The sequence below is a fragment of the Edwardsiella anguillarum ET080813 genome (assembly GCF_000264765.2).
Taxonomy (GTDB): domain Bacteria; phylum Pseudomonadota; class Gammaproteobacteria; order Enterobacterales; family Enterobacteriaceae; genus Edwardsiella; species Edwardsiella anguillarum.
In genome coordinates this window covers 1,072,838-1,090,370 of the sequence record NZ_CP006664.1, presented here as the reverse complement: position 1 = coordinate 1,090,370, position 17,533 = coordinate 1,072,838, and the positions used below count along the sequence as shown (strand labels likewise).

Genomic DNA, 17,533 nt, shown 5'->3' with positions numbered 1-17,533 from the left:
AAAACACCGGGCGGAGATGCCCGGTGTTGAGCCGCTATCAGCAGATGCGCGGCAGCGGTTCGCTGTGCGGCAGGTCGAGCAGACGCGCCGCGCCGAACAGGCCGACCAGACGCACCTGACGCCGATCGGTGGCGACGCCGATGGTGGCGGCATCTGCCCCCAGCGGGTGGGCATGCAGGCAATCCAGCACTGCCTGCTCCGCCTCGGGCGCGACGGCCAGCACCAGCTTGCCCTCGTTGGCGAAGTTGAGCGGCTCCAGCCCCAGCAGCTCGCAGATCCCGCGCACCGCGGCTTTTACCGGCAGCGACTTCTCGTCGACATCCATGCCGCAGCCGCTGGCCTGGGCAAACTCATGCAGAATGGCGGTAACGCCGCCGCGGGTGGCATCGCGCAGGGCGCGTACGCCTGGGATGTTGCGCAGCGGCGCGATCAGCGGCGCCAGCACGGCGCAGTCGCTGCTCAGCTCGGCCTCCAGCCCCAGCTTTTCCCGCAGATTGAGGATGGTGGCGCCGTGATCGCCCAGGGTGCCGCTGACGATCAGACGATCGCCCGGCTGGATCTCGGCGGCCGCCCAGCGGATGTCCGCCGGAATAGCGCCGATGCCGGCGGTATTGATAAAGATCTTATCCGCCGCGCCGCGCTGCACCACCTTGGTATCGCCGGTGACGATCTGGATCCCGGCGTCGCGTGCCGTCTGGGCCATGCTCTGTACCACCTGCTCCAGATCGCGCAGCGGCAGCCCTTCTTCCAGGATGAAGCCGCAGGAGAGAAACTTGGGATAGGCGCCGCTGACCGCCAGATCGTTGGCCGTGCCGCAGACCGCCAGCTTACCGATGTTACCGCCGGGGAAGAAGATAGGATCGATCACGTAGCTGTCGGTAGTGAAGGCCAGCCGATCGCCCAGCTGGTTGAAGCCGCACAGTGGCAGACGCGCCTGATCTTCACGGGCGTTGAGCGCCGGATTGTCAAACAGCGGTAAAAACAGGGTATCGAGCAGCTGTTGCATCGCCAGGCCGCCGCTACCGTGCGCCATGGTAATCACATCGTCCTCAGACCATTTGCTCATGCTTATTGCTCCATTCCTCGACGGTACTGGTAGAACGCCGCGCAGGCCCCTTCCGAAGAGACCATCAGCGCGCCAAAGGCATTCTGGGGGTTACAGCGGGTGCCGAACAGCGGGCACTCCGCCGGTTTGCAGCGTCCGGTCAGCACATCGCCGCAGCGGGCGAGTGGATCGTCGGCCACGCATTGGCGCCGGGGGTGAAAACGTTGCTCGGCGTCAAACTCGGCGTAGGCCGGGCTCAGGGCCACCCCGGAGTGTGCGATTTCGCCGAGACCGCGCCATTCGCTGCTGTCGCGGGTGACAAACACCTCATCCAGCGCCCGCTGCGCCAGGGCGTTACCGCTGTCTGGGACGATACGGCGGTACTGGTTTTCCACCTCGCAGCGCCCATCGCACACCTGGGCCAGCAGCATGTCCAGAGACTGCAGGATATCCAGCGGCTCAAAGCCGGTGATCACCAGCGGCTTGTGAAACTCATCGCAGATAAAGGCATAGGGGTGGGCGCCGATCACCATGCTGACGTGCCCCGGTGCGATAAAGCCATCTATGCGCACGTCGGGCTGCTGCAGCAGGCTGCGCAGCGTCGGGGTAATGGTGATGTGCTGGCAGAAGACGCTGAAGTTTTTCACATTCTGGGCGCGCGCCTGCTGCAGGGTGACGGCGGTGCTGGGCATGGTGGTCTCAAAGCCAAGGCCGAAGAAGACCACCTCGCGATCCGGCATCTGCTGCGCCAGATTCAGCGCATCGAGGGGGGAGTAAACGATGCGTACGTCCGCCCCCTGACGCTTGGCGTCGAGCAGGGAACCGCTGCGGCCCGGCACGCGCATGGCGTCGCCAAAGGTGCAGAACACCACGCCGGGGCGGCGGGCGATCTCCACGCACTGGTCGATACGTCCCATCGGCAGTACGCAGACCGGACAGCCCGGGCCGTGTACGAACTCGATCTCCTTGGGCAGCAGCTGATCGAGGCCAAACTTGAAGATGGCATGGGTATGCCCCCCGCACACCTCCATGATCTGCAGCGGCAGGCGGCAGGTGGCCGGCAGCTGGCTGACGCGCTGGCGGATCTTCGTCAGCAGCGCCTCCGCCAGCTGGGGATCGCGGAATTCATCAACAAACTGCATTTATCACTCTCCGCTGCGCGCCGCGCCGGCGCCGACGCGCATAAAGTGCGCCACGTCGGCCTCTACCGCTTCCATGGACTTCAGCGCCTCCAGCGTATCCTGCGCCTCCTGCTCGTCCAGCACGCTCATGGCGAAGCCGACGTGCACCAGCACCCACTGACCCAGCAGATCGCGGGTGTCGCCTTCGCACACCAGCGCGATGTTGACGTCACGCTTCACGCCGCAGACGTCGACCTGCGCCAGCTGGTGGATATCGTCGCCGACGGCGACCACTTTTCCCGGAATTCCCAGACACATTATTGATTTTCTCCCAGCGTGGTTTCCAGCCAGGCCAGCCAGGCGTCCATTCCCTCTCCGCTGGTGGCGGACAGCTGGATCACCTGGATCTGCGGGTTGATGCGTCGCGCGTTGGCAATGCAGGCGTCGACGTCGAACTGCAGGTAGGGCAGCAGATCGATCTTATTGATGATCATCAGGCTGGAGGCTGCAAACATATGTGGATATTTCAGCGGCTTGTCTTCACCCTCGGTGACAGACAGCACCGCGACTTTATGGCGTTCGCCCAGATCGAAGCTGGCCGGGCAGACCAGATTGCCGACGTTTTCAATGAACAGCAGGCTGTGGTCCGGCAGCGCCAGGCGGTGCATGGCGTCATGTACCATCTGAGCATCCAGGTGGCAGCCTTTGCCGGTGTTGACCTGAATCGCGCTGACGCCGGTGGCGCGAATGCGTTCGGCGTCGTTGGTGGTCTGCTGATCGCCTTCGATCACCGCGCACGGGAAGCGACTGGCGATGCGCTTCAGGGTTTCAGTCAGCAGGGTGGTTTTACCGGAGCCAGGGCTGGAGACCAGATTCAGCGCAGCAATATGCTGGCGGGTGAAGTGTTCGCGATTATGCTCGGCCAGCGCGTTGTTTTTGCTCAGTACGTCCTGCTCTATCTGCACCATGCGGCGCTGGCTGATGCCCGGCGCGTGGGCGCCCGCCTCACCGTGGCCATAGTCCAGATCGTCGTGATGCTGATGGGGCGCGAACGCCGTCTCTTCGGCATGGCTATGGGCATGAGAGTGGGCATGGCTATGCTCGTGCTCGTGCGCATGGTCATGATGGTGGTTATGCTCATGACTGTGGGCATGCTCAGGGTGGCCATCGTGGCTATGGGCATGCTGCTGTGCCTGTTCAGGCGTCGCGAAGACATAGTGATAGTGGTGGTGCACATCGCCATTATGGTGGTAGTGATGATGCACATTCACGACGCGTGCGGCGTCCTGGCTCTCATGGCGATGGCCATGATGGTGGTGACCGTGGTGATGCGCATGACCGTCGCTGTCGTGACGGTGGGCGTGATGGTGTTCGTCGCCTTCAATATGCAGTTCGCCGGCTGCACAGCCGCAGGTGGTACACATATAGGGGATCTCCTGAGCGTTAGGGTTACTCAATCTCAATCTGTTTGATTTGCATGCTGTCACCGCCGTCGACGCGCAGATTGTGGCTCTGGCAGTGCGGGCAGCCCGCATCGTGGCTGGTTACCGTGATCGGGCGGCTGCAGCTCCAGCACCAGGCCTGGGCCGGAACGGTGTTGATCCGCAGCGCGCAGCCTTCGGCCAAGGTGCCGCGACAGACGATGTCAAAACAGAAGGTTAATGCGCTCTCTTCAATACAGGAGAGGGCGCCAATGTCCAGCCAGACCGACGTGACACGCTTGGCGCCGCTGTCGCGCGCCTGGCGTTCAATGATGTCAAATGCGCTTTGGCAAAGGGATAATTCATGCATGGTCATTCTTCTTTCGTTGTGCCGGGCTTATCCTCGGGGAAAGCGGACGGCTGAACCTTGATTACCGTCATCAGTTCACCGATTCCTCGGCGCTGCATGACGCCTGCGCGGGATCTATCGCATCTTTTAGGCAGTGAGCGGCGATGATGGCCTGACCGAGAGCCAACGCGCCGTCTCCGGCGGGCAGGCGCAGGGGCAGCAGCAGACGGTAGTCCGCCAGGCGCGCCAGCAACAGCTGACGCAGCAGTCGATTGTGCAGTACCCCGCCGGACAATACCAGCGTTTGGCACCCTTCGCGTTCGGCGTGGTAGCGCAGCAGCGCCGCCAGACCGTCGGCGAGCGCCCGGTGAAAGGCCAGCGCGCGCAGGGGCACCGGCGCCTGCCAGCCGAGCCAGTTGCGCCAGAAATCGCCCATTGCCAGCTCGCCCTGCGCGTCGAGGCTCAGGGTTACCGGCGTCTCCTGGGGCCAGGCTAGCCAGGCCTGCGCCTCTAAGCGGCAGGCCGCCTCACCCTCAAAGCTTATCTGCTCGTGACAGAGATCCAGCGCCGCCGCCGCCGCGTCAAACAGGCGCCCGCAGGAGGAGGCGCGCGGACAGTTCAGGTCGCGATCGATGGCCCGGGCCAGCAGCGGCCAGTTTTTTGCCTGTATCCGCTGAGTTTCCGGGTAACGCGGCCACTCAGGGACAAAGCGCAGCAGCTGGGCTAGCAGATTACGCCAGGGCTGACGGGCGGCCAGATCGCCGCCGGGCAGCGCCACCGCCGGCAGACCGCCCAGGCGGGTGTACCCCCGGTAGTCGACCCGCAGGCATTCGCCGCCCCAGAGCTCCCCCGACTCACCGTAGCCGATGCCGTCCAGCGCCAGACCGATCAGCGGGGTCTCCTGCGGCGTAATCCCGTGCTCGGCCATGCAGGCCGCCAGGTGCGCATGGTGATGCTGCACCGCGATCAGCGGCAGTCCGCGCGCGTCGGCCTGCTGCTGCGCCAGCCTGTGGCTGTGGTAGCCGGGGTGGCGATCGCAGGCGATGGCGCGCGGGCTGAATTGGTACGTTTGCAGTAGTAGCTGCCAGGTCTGCAGGAACTGCTGTTGAATGCGCGCCTCGCCCAGATCGCCCAGATGCTGGCTGAGCAGGGCGCGTCCGCGCTGCAGCAGGCAGAAGGTGTTTTTCAGATCGCCGCCGACGGCGGCGATGTCTGGGAGCGTGCTAAAGGGCGCGGGCAGCGCGATGGTGTCCGGCACATAGCCGCGCGCCCGGCGCAGCATCTCGCTCCCCTCCGGCGCGTAGCGCACTAGCGAGTCGTCGGCGCGCTGGACGATATCGCGGTTGTGCAGCAGCCACAGATCGGCGATCCCCGCCAGATCGCTCAGCGCCTGGGCGTTATCCAGCGCCGGCGGCTGGCCGCTGGCGTTACCGGAGGTCATCACCAGCGGCCGTCCGATACGCGCCATCAGCAGGTGGTGCAGCGGCGTGCCCGGTAGCATCACGCCGACTTCGTCCAGGCCGGGGGCGACCCCGGTCGGTACCGCGTCGGAGGCGGGGATCAGGACGATGGGCGCCGCCGGGCTGCTCAGCAGGGCCTGCAGCCCGGCATCCGGCACGGTGCGGCAGTAGCGCGCCAGCCAGCTTAGGTCGGGCAGCATCAGGGCCAGCGGCTTGCCGGGGCGCCGCTTGCGTTCGCGCAGGCGGGCGATGGCGGCGTCGTTTTCGGCGTCACAGGCCAGATGAAATCCCCCCAGCCCTTTGACGGCGACGATATGTCCGGCATTCAGCGCCCGGGTGACGGCCTGCCAGGCCGCCTCGCCTTCGCGCCGGTCGGCGCCGTCGGCGCCGCAGCTCCACATCGTCGGGCCGCAGAGGGCGCAGGCGGTCGGCTGGGCATGAAAGCGCCGGTCGGCGGGATCGCGGTACTCGCGGGCGCAGGCCGGGCACAGCGGAAAGTCGGCCATGGCGGTAAAGGGGCGATCGTAGGGCATACGGCGGATGATGGTAAAACGCGGGCCGCAGTGGGTACAGTTGATGAACGGGTAGCCGTAGCGGCGGTTGGCCGGGTCGCGCATCTCAGCCAGGCAGCGCGGGCAGGTGGCGGCGTCGGGCACGATCTGGGTATCCATGGCACCCTGGCGGCTGTCGACGATCCGGAAGCCGTCCGCGGGCGTCTCTGCCCAGGGGTGCCGTTCGATGGTATCGATACGCGCCAGCGGCGGACAGTCTGCGTACAGTCGCTGAATCAGCGTGTCCAGATCTGCCGGCAGACGGACCACCAGCCAGACGCCGCCGGCGTCGTTGCTGACCTCGCCGTGTAGCCCCAGCGCCTGGGCTATCTGCCAGACATAGGGGCGAAAGCCGACGCCCTGAACCTTTCCTTTTATCCGTAATGCGATGGCGTTGTGTTCCAAAAAATAACTCCGTGCCAGCGCGCTGCGGGGCTGGCTTTGATACCTGGGTTGTCCGGGGATAGCGGCGCTGCGCTGGTTGACCGGGGATAAGCCTAGCGGCAGCGGCGCCAGGCCGCTTTGATATCAGGCAGCCTACACGCAAATCGCAGCGCGTTAAATAAAGCGAACGGTGAATAAATTGTCGCAAATGGGCCGAGGGCCGTGCAACGCGGCATGTCACATCTGAGCGTTGGCTCTCGCTTTGCCGCGGTGCGCCGGTGGCGGGGGAGACCCCCGCGAGAACGGTGGAGAGGGGCGTACGCCCGGTTACAGCAGATCGCCCAGGTTATCGAAGGCGGCGCGCTGGCGTCGCTCCTGGATCAGCGCCTGCATGGCGTTGCGATCGATAAGCTTCAGGGCCTTGGTCGGGCAGGCCTCCACGCAGGCCGGGCCGTTGGCGCGGTGGTTGCACAGATCGCACTTGTTGGCCTCAGCCTTGCTGCTGCTGATACAGCCGCTGCTGCCGTAGCGCTGTGTCACCGTGGTGGTGACGACCTCCATGGTGCCGTAAGGACAGGCGACCACGCAGGTCTTGCAGCCGATGCATTTTTCCTGGTCAACGCAGATGAAGTCCTGCTGGCGGCTGATGGCGCCGTTGGGGCAGACATTGGCACAGGGGGCGTCTTCGCACTGACGACACAGGATCGCCGTGCTGATGTTGTCTCCCTTAATGACGTGAATGCGCGGGGTGAAGTTATCGCGGCTGAGGTTATGCAGCTCGCTCTCCTCCCGGTGGGCCATGACGCAGGCGATTTCGCAGGTACGGCAGCCGATGCATGTTTTGGGATCCGCAATGACAAACCGATTCATTCAATTACTCCCGATATCGTTATAGTGTCGCGCCGTGGAACCCCGGCGGAGCCGCTGCTGCCGACCCCGCCGGACGGTTATCAAAAGTGATACGCGGCGTGTTAGTTTGATAATCCGCTGCGCACCCCGTTGATAAGGCGTTCAAAGGCGCGTTATTGTTTTGAGAGCCGTAGCCCGTTACCCCTCTGCGCTTTCGCGCAGATGTCGCTTGATACTGTCATACTCACGTTCCACGTAGGCTTCCGCCGCCGGCTGATCGGCGATGGCCTCCAGGGTGACCGCGCAGTATTTGTATTCCGGCGTCTTGGTAATGGGGCTCAGGTTCTCCGCGACCAGCTCGTTGCAGGCGCCGATCCACCACTGGTAGGTCATGTAGACTGCCCCGCGGTTGGCGCGCTCGCTGACGGCCGCCCGGCTGATGACCTTGCCCTGACGGGAGCGGATCCACACCAGATCCTGATCGCGGATGCCAAAGATCTTGGCGTCCTCGGTATTGATCTGGATATAGCCCGGTTCGTCGGCCAGCGCGGCCAGCGCCTTGCAGTTACCGGTCATGGAGCGACAGGAGTAATGGCCCACTTCGCGAACCGTCGCCAGCACCAGCGGATAGTCGTCGCTGACGCGATCGATCGGCGGGCGCCATTCGCAGGTAAAGAACTGGCCTTTGCCATTGGGCGTGTCGAACTTGCCGCCCTGGTACAGGTACTGGGTGCCGGGGCTTTCCAGCGTCGGGCACGGCCACTGGATATAGGCCAGATCCGCCATCTTCTCATAGGTGGCGCCGTAGTAGATCGGGCACAGCTCACGCAGCTCGTCCCAAATCTCCTGGGTATCGCTGTAGCGCATCGGGTAGCCCATCGCCGTTGACATCAGGCCGATGATCTCCCAGTCGCGCTTCACGTCGCCCACCGGCTCCACCGCTTTATAGAAGCGCTGGAAACCGCGATCCGCGGAGGTATATACACCTTCGTGTTCGCCCCAGCTGGTGGCCGGGAAGATCACGTCGGCGATGGCCGCGGTCTTGGTCATGAAGATGTCCTGCACGATCAGCAGATCGAGCTGTTCGAAGGTGCGGCGAATCGTGGCGAGATCCGGCTCGGTCTGCAGCGGATCTTCGCCCATCACGTAGTGCGCCTTGATCAGCCCGTGATCGATATTGTGCGGTACCTCGCTCAGGGCGTAGCCGATCTTGTCATTCAGCTTTTCAACGCCCCAGGCCTGGGCAAACTTCTCCAGTACGCCCGGCTGATTCACGTACTGATAGCCGGGGAGGGTGTTGGGTAGCGCGCCCATATCGCAGGCGCCCTGTACGTTGTTCTGCCCGCGCACCGGGCCGACGCCGACGTGGGGCTTGCCCAGGTTGCCGGTCAACAGTGCGATGCTGGTCAGGGTACGTACGGTCTCCACCCCCTGATAGAACTGGGTAACCCCCATGCCCCACAGAATGGTGGCGCTGGGTGCCTTGGCATACATCCGCGCCGTCTCGCGGATCATCTGGGCGCTGATGCCGGTGGTCTCTTCAACCGATTCCGGGGTGTAGGCGGCGACCAGCTCGCGGAAGGTATCAAACTCCTCGGTATGCTGTTCGATAAACGCGCGATCGTGCAGGTTCTCCGCGATGATCACCTGCGCCATCGCGTTGAGGAACGCAATGTTAGAGCCGTTTTTCAACGGAACGTGGATGTCGGCGATGCGCGCGGTTTCAATGCGACGCGGATCGCAGACAATGATTTTTGCCCCTTTCGCCTTCGCATGGAGGATGCGACGGGCGACGATGGGGTGAGAGTCCGCGGCGTTGTAGCCGAAGACAAAAATGCAGTCAGTATCTTCAAGTTCGACGATAGAGTTGCTCATGGCGCCGTTACCGACCGATCGCTGCAGACCTGCAACCGAAGGGCCGTGTCAGACGCGTGCGCAGCAGTCGATATTGTTAGTACCGATAGCCGCGCGGGCGAACTTTTGCATCACGTAGTTGGCTTCGTTGCCGGGACCGCGCGATGAGCCGGTGGTCATAATGGCATCTGGGCCGTACTTCTCTTTGACCGCCAGCAGACGGGAGCTGGCGAAGGCGATCGCCTCGTCCCAGGAAACCGCTTCCAGTTTGCCGCCGCGCTCGCGGCGGATCATCGGTGACTTCAGGCGCGGGGTCAGGATTTTGGTATCGTGGATAAAATCCCAGCCGTAGTACCCTTTCAGGCACAGCTCGCCCTGGTTCGTCACGCCATTCGCCCCTTCGGCACGAATAATTCTGCCGTTATCCACCACCAGGTTGATTTTGCAACCCGAGGCGCAATAAGGGCAGACCGTGATGACTTTCTTCATCAACATTGCTCCTATTTTTATGACCACCGGACGTCGCGTACCCGTCCGGCGTAACTATCTACAGAGAGCCTTGGCGCATCGGTGTGCGTCCCGCCTGTCATGTACGGGCGGCGGCACAGAGGCCGTTCGCCGCGCTCTCCCGATTATATATGCATGATGCGTGCCAGGTTTTCCTATCAAGCCAGGTGGCCTAATTGCCTGAACTATAAAGGCTGGCGTGGGAATCCCGTGATGATCCGCATCAAAGTGCCGATGGACTCGACAAAACTGTCGCACAATTTTGGCACCCTGCCCGGCATCGCACGTCAGATCTCGCCTGAGGGCACCGTCAGGCGTGCGATGCCGCCGTCGTCGCCCCAGCGGTGCAGGCGCTGATACAGCGTCTCGACCGCCTCTTTGACCGGCTGCATCATCGGCGCGTAGAAGGCCACGATGGCCGGCTGGATCCCGATGAAGGTGATATCGTCCACGTCTTCGCGCAGCTGGGCTATCAGGTAGCTCAACGGCAGGTTATGGGTGGTGACGATAAACAGCTCGGCGATGTCGCGCTCGTCGATAATGCGGATTTCGCCCGGCTCTAGCCCCATTTCCGTCGCATCGACGATCAGCAGCTTCTGCGGGCGCAGTTCGCGCACGGTGTGGGCGCAGCTTTCCGGGCTGCTGCCGCCGTCGATGACCTGCCAGCCGGGGATGGGGTGCCCGCACAGCTTCTCCGCCAGCAGCGGGCCGGCGCCGTCGTCGCCCATCATGCTGTTGCCTACGCACAGGATTAGATTGTCAGCCATTGTGTCGTTTCACCATCAGATAGATTGTTGGTTCATTCTCGATCAGCTGCAGCGCGTCGATCAGGCTGCGGCTCCACGCCTGCTGCGGGGGCGTCATCGCCGGCAGCGCCCGATCCAGCGCGCAGGCCAGCGTGTGGATATGGCTGATATCGATGCCGATCTCGCCAAAGCGCAGCACGCCTTCCAGCTTGCGCCGCGCCTCGCCGGCCTCCAGCTGCGCTATCCACGCCCGGTAGTCGCTCAGGGGCAGGGACATGCAGGGCTTCAGGCAGTCGATCACTCCCAGGTGATGACCGATGGCCAGGCTGTAGTAGATAACCTCTCGCGCCGCCGGCGGCGTTGCTGCTTCATCTTCAGCCTGCTGGACAAACTTGGCGTTGAGGATGTGAAACACCACCGTTGGATCGGGAAAGTAGGCGGACGCGCGTTCGGTCATCGGCGGTCTCCCCGCGGGGCGGCATCGCTGCACACCTGCATCAGCCGTCCCATGACCTCGCTCAGGCGCGGATCGTTTTCCGCCGCCAGGAAGCGGTCGAGGCGCTGCTCCAGGGTATCGGCGTCGCGGCTGGCCAGCAGGGCCATAAACTTGTCGGCCAGTTGGCGACCATAGCGGTAGCCGGACATGCGTCGCGCCTCGCGGTCGATCAGCACCCGCAGGGTCTGCGGGATATCCGGGTGCAGGATGGCCGCCTGCTCATCATCCTGCTGGCTATGGTGCTGCGCCTTGAGCTTTTGATCCAGCAGGCCGAGGGCGACGGCAAAGCCATACAGGGTCGCCGCCGGCGTCGGCGGACAGCCGGGGATATAGACATCCACCGGGACGATTTTATCGGTGCCGCCCCAGACGCAGTACAGATCGTGAAAGATGCCGCCGCTGCAGCCGCAGGCGCCGTAGGAGATAACGATTTTGGGGTCGGGGGCCGACTGGTAGGCGCGGATCGCCGGAATGCGCATGGCGCGGGTCACCGCGCCGGTGAACAGCAGAATATCGGCGTGGCGCGGCGAGGCAACCACCTTGATGCCGAAGCGCTCCGCGTCGAACAGCGGTGAGATGGCGGCGAAAATTTCAATTTCGCAGCCGTTGCAGCCGCCGCAGTCAACGCGGTAGACATAGGCCGATCGGCGGATGTCCTTCAGCAGGGTCTGCTTCAGGCGGGCCGCCTGCGCATCCAGCGTGATGGGCACCGGCTGGCCGTTAGCGTCGCGCGGACCGATTAACGCGCCCGCCGCCGGCGGGGTAGTGATGATCTGGCTCATTGTGACGCCTCCGGCATCAGGTGACGGCCCAGCGCAATGCGCGCCGTCGGGATCATGTTGTGTTGACGCTTGCACGCCGGACAGGTTTCAAACTGGGCCCGGCGTGCCTCGGCCTGTTCGACCGTCAGGTGACCGGCCTGGACCAGCAGGGCCATGGCGTAGTCGATCTCTTTCTGCGCGGCGTAAGGCGCGCCGCACTCGATGCAGCGGCAGACGCGGAACTCGGCGCGCTGCTGCAGATCCTCTTTGCGCCACACCGCCAGCTCAAACTCCGGCGACAGCACGATGGCGGCGGTGGGGCAAACCTCCTCACAGCGGGCGCAGAAGATGCAGCGCCCCAGATTGAGTGCCCAGGTCCGTACGCCGCTGGCGGCGTCGGTCTGCATGGTCAGGGCGTTGGCCGGGCAGGCGGCGGTGCAGGCGCCGCAGGCGATGCACTGCTGGGCATCATACTGCGGCTTGCCGCGGAAGTTGGCGTCGACATCCAGCGGACGCGCCGGATAGGCGACGGTAGCGTGGCGATGACGCAGGGCAGTTTTTAACAGTTTCAGCATAGTCTCTCGTCTCCGGCGATCACTTCAGCGGTGAGTCCTTGCGCTCCAGTCCATAGCGTTCGATCTCCTTATAGGGCACGGTGACCGATTTGCGTCGGTTGACGTCCACCAGGGTGACGCGGTCGGTACAGGAGTAACAGGGGTCAAGACTGCCGATGATCAGCGGCGCATCGGATACGGTATTGCCGCGCAGCATGTAGCGCAGGGTCGGCCAGTTGGCATAGGTCGCCGCGCGGCAGCGCCAGCGATACAGCTTCTGGTTGTCGCCGGTCATCGACCAGTGGATGTCGTCGCCGCGCGGCGCCTCGGTAAAGCCCAAGGCAAAGCGCTGCGGAATATAGGTAAAGCCCTCGACCGCCAGCGGGCCGCCCGGCAGGTTGTCCAGGCCGAACTCGATCATGTTGAGGGCGGTAAACACCTCGTTAATACGCACCTTGACGCGCGAGATGACGTCGCAGCCCTGCTCGCTGTGAACCTGCATCGGTAGCAGATCGTAACCGGCGAACGGATGGTCGGCGCGGGTATCGCGCGCGTGGCCGCTGGCGCGCACCATCGGGCCGACGTTGCTGAAGTCGCGGGCGATCTGCGGGTCGAGGCGGCCGATACCGACGGTGCGCTGTTCGATATTGGGGGTGCTGAACAGGATGTCGACCAGGGTTTTGACCTCGGCGCGCATCTCTGCGGCCAGACGGCGGGTGGCGATCATGTCCTCTTTGAGCATGTCGCGACGGATGCCGCCGATCAGGTTCAGTCCGTAGGTTTTGCGCGAGCCGGTGAGGATCTCCGCCATCTTCATCGATTTTTCACGTACCCGGAAGAACTGCATGAAGCCCGAGTCGAAGCCGACGAAGTGGCAGGAGAGCCCCAGGTTGAGCAGGTGGCTGTGCAGACGCTCCACCTCCAGCAGGATGGAGCGGATGGCCTGGGCGCGCTGCGGCACCTGGATGCCCAGCGCGTTTTCGACCGAGCTGGTGTAGGCGGTGCTGTGGGCAAAGCCGCAGATACCGCAGACGCGGTCGGAGAGAAAGGTGACCTCGTTGTAGCCCATGCGGGTCTCCGCCAGCTTTTCCATGCCGCGGTGGACATAGAACAGGCGATAGTCGGCGTCGACAATGTCTTCGCCGTCCACGAACAGGCGGAAGTGGCCCGGCTCGTCAGAGGTGATGTGCAACGGGCCGATAGGAACGATTTTACCGCTGCTGCTGTCGTTGACGAAGGGGTAGGTCTCGCGATCGGTGGTCGGCGCCGGGCGCTGACGATAGTCCATCGCATCCTTGCGCAGTGGGTAGAGCTCGTCCGGCCAATCGTCCGGCAGCACCAGGCGGCGCTCGTCCGGCAGGCCGACGGCGATAAGCCCATACATGTCGCGGACTTCGCGCTCGCCCCACACGGCGGCGGGCACCCGCGGCGTGACCGACGGGTATTCGCGGGTCGTGGCGTCGACCAGCACCTTGACGGTTATCCAGCACTTGGTACCGCGCTCCATCGATAGAACGTAGTAGACCGCGTAGCTGCCGCACAGCGGGCGCTCGTCGTTGCCGAACAGGACGGAAAGCCAGCCGCCCTGCTGGTAGTACAGGTATTCGACCACCTCCGGCAGCATGCCGGTCTTCACCGTGATGGTGGCCTGGGTATCGGTCTGCCAGCTCTCCTCGATAATGGCGTGGGGGAACTGTTGGCGCAGCGCCGCAATGTAGTGTTGTCCGGTGTGTTGTGTCATTTTACTTTGCGGCCTCATGGAGTGTGCCAAAAAAGGGAAAACGGGTCGTCGTGGCGATGGATGTCATGGTTCGCCTCACGCGATCAGCCAGGAGAAGAACGCCAGCAGCGCCAGGCCGAAGCCGGTCCAGGTGGCGTAGCCGGTCTTCAGGAAACGCAGGCGCGCCATGCTGTTTTCCAGCAGGGAGATGACGACGATGCCGATCAGCAGCTTGACCAGCGCGATGACCAGCGCCAGCAGCAGGGCACCGCCGCTCAGGGTGGTGCTCTGCCCCCAGGGGATGAACACCGCGATGAACAGCTGCAGCACCACCAGCTGCTTTAGACTGATGCCCAGCTTGAGGATGCCCAGTGCGCAGCCGGCGTACTCCGTCAGGGGCCCCTCCTGCAGCTCCTGCTCGGCCTCGGCCAGATCGAACGGTAGCTTGCCCATTTCAATGAAGGTGGCGAAGACGCAGGCCAGCAGCGCCAGGCCGAGCGCCAGCGAGGCGTGCTGATGCCAGTCATACACATAGCCCCCCATCAGCCCCAGGTTGCTGGAGCCGGCCAGCAGCGCGGTCACCCACAGTCCGAGCATCAGGATCGGCTCGACCAGAATGCCCAGCAGGGATTCACGGCTGGCACCGATGGCGCTGAACGGGCTGCCGGTGTCCAGCCCCGCCAGGATGAAGAAGAAGCGGGCGACGGCGAACAGGTAGACCAGGGTAATGACGTCGCCCAGTCCCGGCAGCGGCGTGCTGCGGGTGACCAGCGGCAGGGCGCTGGCGATGGTCAGCATGGTGCCGACCATGACATAGGGCATCATCTGGAACAGCGCGCCGCTGCACTGCGGCGCGATATTCTGGCGCCGCAGCAGCTTAGCGATATCGCGGTACTCCTGCAGGAGACCGGGGCCTTGTCGGCTGTGCATGCGCGCCCGCAGTACGCGCGAGATACCGCTGGCCAGCGGCGCCAGCGCCAGCAGGATCAGCGCCTGGCCTAGAGCCAGGGCAAAAATGGAAAGTGAACTCATCATCACATCATCTCCTCAGGAGAACACGGCAACCAGCAGCAGCGCCAGTTCGCACAGCGCCAGTACCGGGTAGACACGCAGGGCGCCCTCGCTCAGCAGTCCACCGCACAGCGGCGCCGGATTGCAGACCCGACGCAGGGCAAACAGCGGGGAGAACAGGACGCGCAGCGGCTGGGCAAAGCCGCCGGCGGTAACCACCATGCCCGCCTCATGGCCGTAGCCACAGGTCCAGGCGTCGCCGTGGCGGCGCGCCGGCAGGCGGCTGCCGCGGTACAGGGCGGCCAGCAGCAGCGGCAGCAGCGGGAAGGCCAGCAGCAGGAGGGTCATCAGCGGCGGCGACAGCAGGGTCAGATTACCGCTGCCCGGCGACATGATGGCGCCCATCGTCAGCGCATCGCTGCCGATGGCCAGCCGCAGCACCTGCGCGCTGAGGCGCAGCAGCGCGGGAACGACCCAGGGGGCGCCGACCCCAAACAGCACGCAGCACAGGCTGAGCAGCAGGGTTGGCAGCAGCATATTCCACGGCGTCGTGCCCGGGTTGGTCGCCGCCTCGCTACGCGGGGCTCCCAGGAAGGTCATGCCGAAGATTTTGGCTACGCACATTACCGCCAGCGCACCGGCGATCGCCAATGCCACCATCGCCAGCGGCGCCAGCAGGCGCAGGGCGCCGGCGCCGTTCTGGCTTAGGCTGAACAGGGACTGGTAGGTGTACCATTCACTGACAAACCCGCTCAGTGGTGGCAGGGCCGCCATGGCCATCAGCGCCAACAGCATCATCAGTCCCAGTAGCGGCATACGGCGCAGTAGGCCCCCCATCTTATCGATGTCGTGCAGGCCGGTGGCGTGGATCAGGGCGCCGCTGCCGAAGAACAGCCCGCCCTTAAACAGGGTGTGGTTGATCAGGTGGAACAGCCCGGCCAACAGCCCCATCACCGCCAGCAGCGGACTGCCTAGTGCGACACCGATGACGCAGGCCGACAGGCCGAGCAGGATGATGCCGCTGTTTTCCACGGTGTGATAGGCCAGCAGGCGGCGCAGATCGTGCTCCGCCAGGGCGTATAGCCCGCCGATAAAGGCGGTGAGGGCGCCGCAGCACAGCAGCAGCAGCCCCCACCACAGCGGCGGGACGCCGAGCCAGTCGATGCTGAGCTTCAGCAGGCCAAACAGGCCGATCTTGATCATGACGCTGGCGAACAGCGTGGCCGCAGGCGCCGGGGCGTTGGCATGCAGCTCCGGGATCCAGCCGTGCAGCGGCACCAGGCCGGTGACGATGCCAAAGCCGAGCAGGCCGAGCAGCAGGACGACGCTTTGCTGCGCGTGGCCGAGGCTGGCCAGATGGAACTCGCTCAGCAGCAGCGTGCCGCTGGCGCGCCACAGCAGCCAGAAGCAGAGCAGCAGCGCCAGCGAGCCCAGGCGGGACATCAGCCAGTACAGTCCGGCGGCGCGGCGCGCTTTGGCGCTGCCGCCCTGGCAGACCAGCAGCGCGGCGCTCAGGCTCATCAGCTCCAGCATCACCATAAAGGTTGGCGCATCGTTCGATACCACCAGCAGACTGATAGCGGCGCTCAGCAGGTTCATCAGACAGCCGCTGCGCGCGGCTTTACCGGCGTCGTGTCGGGATACGCTAAAGGCGGACAGCGCACACAGCAGGCTGATCAGCGAAGTGAGCAGCAGCATCAGGTTATTCAGCGGGCTGAACAGCACCGGCAGACGGTTGAACAGCAGGATCGCCGGAGGAAACTGCGGCGCCTGCAGTAACAGGGCGGCGGCGGCAGCGCTGCCGCAGAGGCCGGCCAGTAGCCCGCCGGCGGCGGCGATGCGGGCGCCCAGTCGGCCGATGCCGCTGAACGCCAGCGCGATGGCGGCGCTGCACAGGTACAGCGCCAGCATCAGATTAAACAGCTGCAGAATACTCATAGGGCGTCATTTCCCCCGGATAAACGAGCGAGAGCCAGCAGGTCGGCGCGCTGGGCATCGAGTACGTTCAGGCGTTTGGCGGCGCTGGCATCCTCTAGGCGACGCGCATCCACCAGTACGATGGCATGGGTTGGGCAGGCGCGGACGCAGGCCGGTCCGGCATCGCTAAACTGGCACAGATCGCACTTCACCGCGATGCTGCGGATACCGGGATACCAGTCCAGGAACGGGCCGACGCTGAGGGGGGCCGGGGGCGCAGGCGGCGCCAGCGGCGTATTGCTGTTGGCGGGAATATGCAGCGGTTTGCTGCCGCCCAGGGCGATGGCGCCGAAGGGGCAGGCGATACCGCACAGTTTGCAGCCGACGCACAGGCTTTCATTGAGCTGAATCGCGCCGTCCTGGCGGGTAATGGCATTGACCGGGCAGACCAGGGCGCAGGGGGCATCTTCGCAGTGATGACACATCTGCGGCGCCGACTCGTGGCTGGTCTTGACCAGCGTCAGGCGCGGCAGTGCCTGCAGGCCCTGTGCCTCATGCTCCTGCGAGCAGGCGGCCATGCAGGTATTGCACCCGATGCACAGTCGGGGATCCGCAATCACAAAGCGGTTCATGTTATGTCCTCAAAGACAGACTATAAAAAAGATCCGCCCCGGATAAGCATAAACCATGCCAAATAAACAATTTCTTTGCTTATTGTTTTAAATCAATGGATTGTGATGCGGCGCCGTCTGTCGACAGCGAGCGATAAGGTGACGATGTCGACAGC

Annotated in this window: 16 protein-coding genes; all 16 read right to left on the bottom strand. The window is 64.2% G+C overall.

The annotated features are described in order from the left end of the window. Positions 1 to 37: 37 nt before the first annotated feature. The 16 genes from hypE to ETEE_RS04920 all read right to left on the bottom strand — a co-directional run bounded on the left by hypE (position 38) and on the right by ETEE_RS04920 (position 17,378). Positions 38 to 1,066 (bottom strand): hydrogenase expression/formation protein HypE, encoded by a 1,029-nt coding sequence (gene hypE / locus ETEE_RS05000; protein ID WP_034164670.1) that lies wholly within the window; start codon positions 1,064 to 1,066, stop codon positions 38 to 40. A gap of 2 nt (positions 1,067 to 1,068) precedes the next feature. Further along, positions 1,069 to 2,187: a hydrogenase formation protein HypD gene (gene hypD / locus ETEE_RS04995; RefSeq protein WP_034164669.1), complete on the bottom strand. Its 1,119-nt coding sequence runs from the start codon at positions 2,185 to 2,187 to the stop codon at positions 1,069 to 1,071. Between the two features lie 3 nt (positions 2,188 to 2,190). Then, positions 2,191 to 2,484, bottom strand: coding sequence for a hydrogenase maturation factor HybG (hybG, locus tag ETEE_RS04990; RefSeq protein WP_012849729.1), 294 nt, complete (start codon positions 2,482 to 2,484; stop codon positions 2,191 to 2,193). Then, positions 2,484 to 3,590 carry a hydrogenase nickel incorporation protein HypB gene (hypB, locus tag ETEE_RS04985; protein ID WP_034164667.1) on the bottom strand — a complete coding sequence of 369 codons (1,107 nt, stop codon included), beginning with the start codon at positions 3,588 to 3,590 and terminating at the stop codon, positions 2,484 to 2,486. Before hypB ends, hybG begins: the two co-directional genes overlap by 1 nt. Before the next feature lie 25 nt (positions 3,591 to 3,615). Beyond that, entirely contained in the window at positions 3,616 to 3,957 is a 342-nt protein-coding gene (gene hypA / locus ETEE_RS04980; RefSeq protein WP_034164742.1) for a hydrogenase maturation nickel metallochaperone HypA, read from the bottom strand. Between the two features lie 70 nt (positions 3,958 to 4,027). Continuing rightward, complete coding sequence (gene hypF / locus ETEE_RS04975) at positions 4,028 to 6,352, bottom strand: carbamoyltransferase HypF (RefSeq protein WP_034164666.1); 2,325 nt, start codon at positions 6,350 to 6,352, stop codon at positions 4,028 to 4,030. Positions 6,353 to 6,658: 306 nt separating this feature from the next. Continuing rightward, positions 6,659 to 7,201 (bottom strand): electron transport protein HydN, encoded by a 543-nt coding sequence (gene hydN, locus ETEE_RS04970; protein WP_015462257.1) that lies wholly within the window; start codon positions 7,199 to 7,201, stop codon positions 6,659 to 6,661. Between the two features lie 177 nt (positions 7,202 to 7,378). After that, positions 7,379 to 9,523: a formate dehydrogenase subunit alpha gene (fdhF, locus tag ETEE_RS04965; protein ID WP_081926397.1), complete on the bottom strand. Its 2,145-nt coding sequence runs from the start codon at positions 9,521 to 9,523 to the stop codon at positions 7,379 to 7,381. A gap of 305 nt (positions 9,524 to 9,828) precedes the next feature. Then, positions 9,829 to 10,308 (bottom strand): hydrogenase maturation peptidase HycI, encoded by a 480-nt coding sequence (gene hycI / locus ETEE_RS04955; RefSeq protein ID WP_034164663.1) that lies wholly within the window; start codon positions 10,306 to 10,308, stop codon positions 9,829 to 9,831. Then, positions 10,301 to 10,744 (bottom strand): formate hydrogenlyase maturation HycH family protein, encoded by a 444-nt coding sequence (locus tag ETEE_RS04950; protein ID WP_034164662.1) that lies wholly within the window; start codon positions 10,742 to 10,744, stop codon positions 10,301 to 10,303. Before ETEE_RS04950 ends, hycI begins: the two co-directional genes overlap by 8 nt. Further along, on the bottom strand, positions 10,741 to 11,565 hold the full coding sequence (locus tag ETEE_RS04945; RefSeq protein WP_034164661.1) for an NADH-quinone oxidoreductase subunit B family protein: 825 nt from the start codon (positions 11,563 to 11,565) through the stop codon (positions 10,741 to 10,743). Before ETEE_RS04945 ends, ETEE_RS04950 begins: the two co-directional genes overlap by 4 nt. Beyond that, positions 11,562 to 12,119, bottom strand: coding sequence for a formate hydrogenlyase complex iron-sulfur subunit (locus ETEE_RS04940; protein ID WP_034164660.1), 558 nt, complete (start codon positions 12,117 to 12,119; stop codon positions 11,562 to 11,564). Before ETEE_RS04940 ends, ETEE_RS04945 begins: the two co-directional genes overlap by 4 nt. Positions 12,120 to 12,138: 19 nt before the next feature. After that, on the bottom strand, positions 12,139 to 13,839 hold the full coding sequence (locus ETEE_RS04935; RefSeq protein WP_034164658.1) for a hydrogenase large subunit: 1,701 nt from the start codon (positions 13,837 to 13,839) through the stop codon (positions 12,139 to 12,141). A gap of 75 nt (positions 13,840 to 13,914) precedes the next feature. Then, positions 13,915 to 14,853, bottom strand: coding sequence for a respiratory chain complex I subunit 1 family protein (locus ETEE_RS04930; RefSeq protein ID WP_081854109.1), 939 nt, complete (start codon positions 14,851 to 14,853; stop codon positions 13,915 to 13,917). Positions 14,854 to 14,865: 12 nt separating this feature from the next. Continuing rightward, positions 14,866 to 16,767 carry a proton-conducting transporter transmembrane domain-containing protein gene (locus ETEE_RS04925; protein ID WP_034164657.1) on the bottom strand — a complete coding sequence of 634 codons (1,902 nt, stop codon included), beginning with the start codon at positions 16,765 to 16,767 and terminating at the stop codon, positions 14,866 to 14,868. Then, positions 16,764 to 17,378, bottom strand: coding sequence for a 4Fe-4S dicluster domain-containing protein (locus ETEE_RS04920; RefSeq protein ID WP_034164655.1), 615 nt, complete (start codon positions 17,376 to 17,378; stop codon positions 16,764 to 16,766). Before ETEE_RS04920 ends, ETEE_RS04925 begins: the two co-directional genes overlap by 4 nt. Positions 17,379 to 17,533 lie beyond the last annotated feature (155 nt).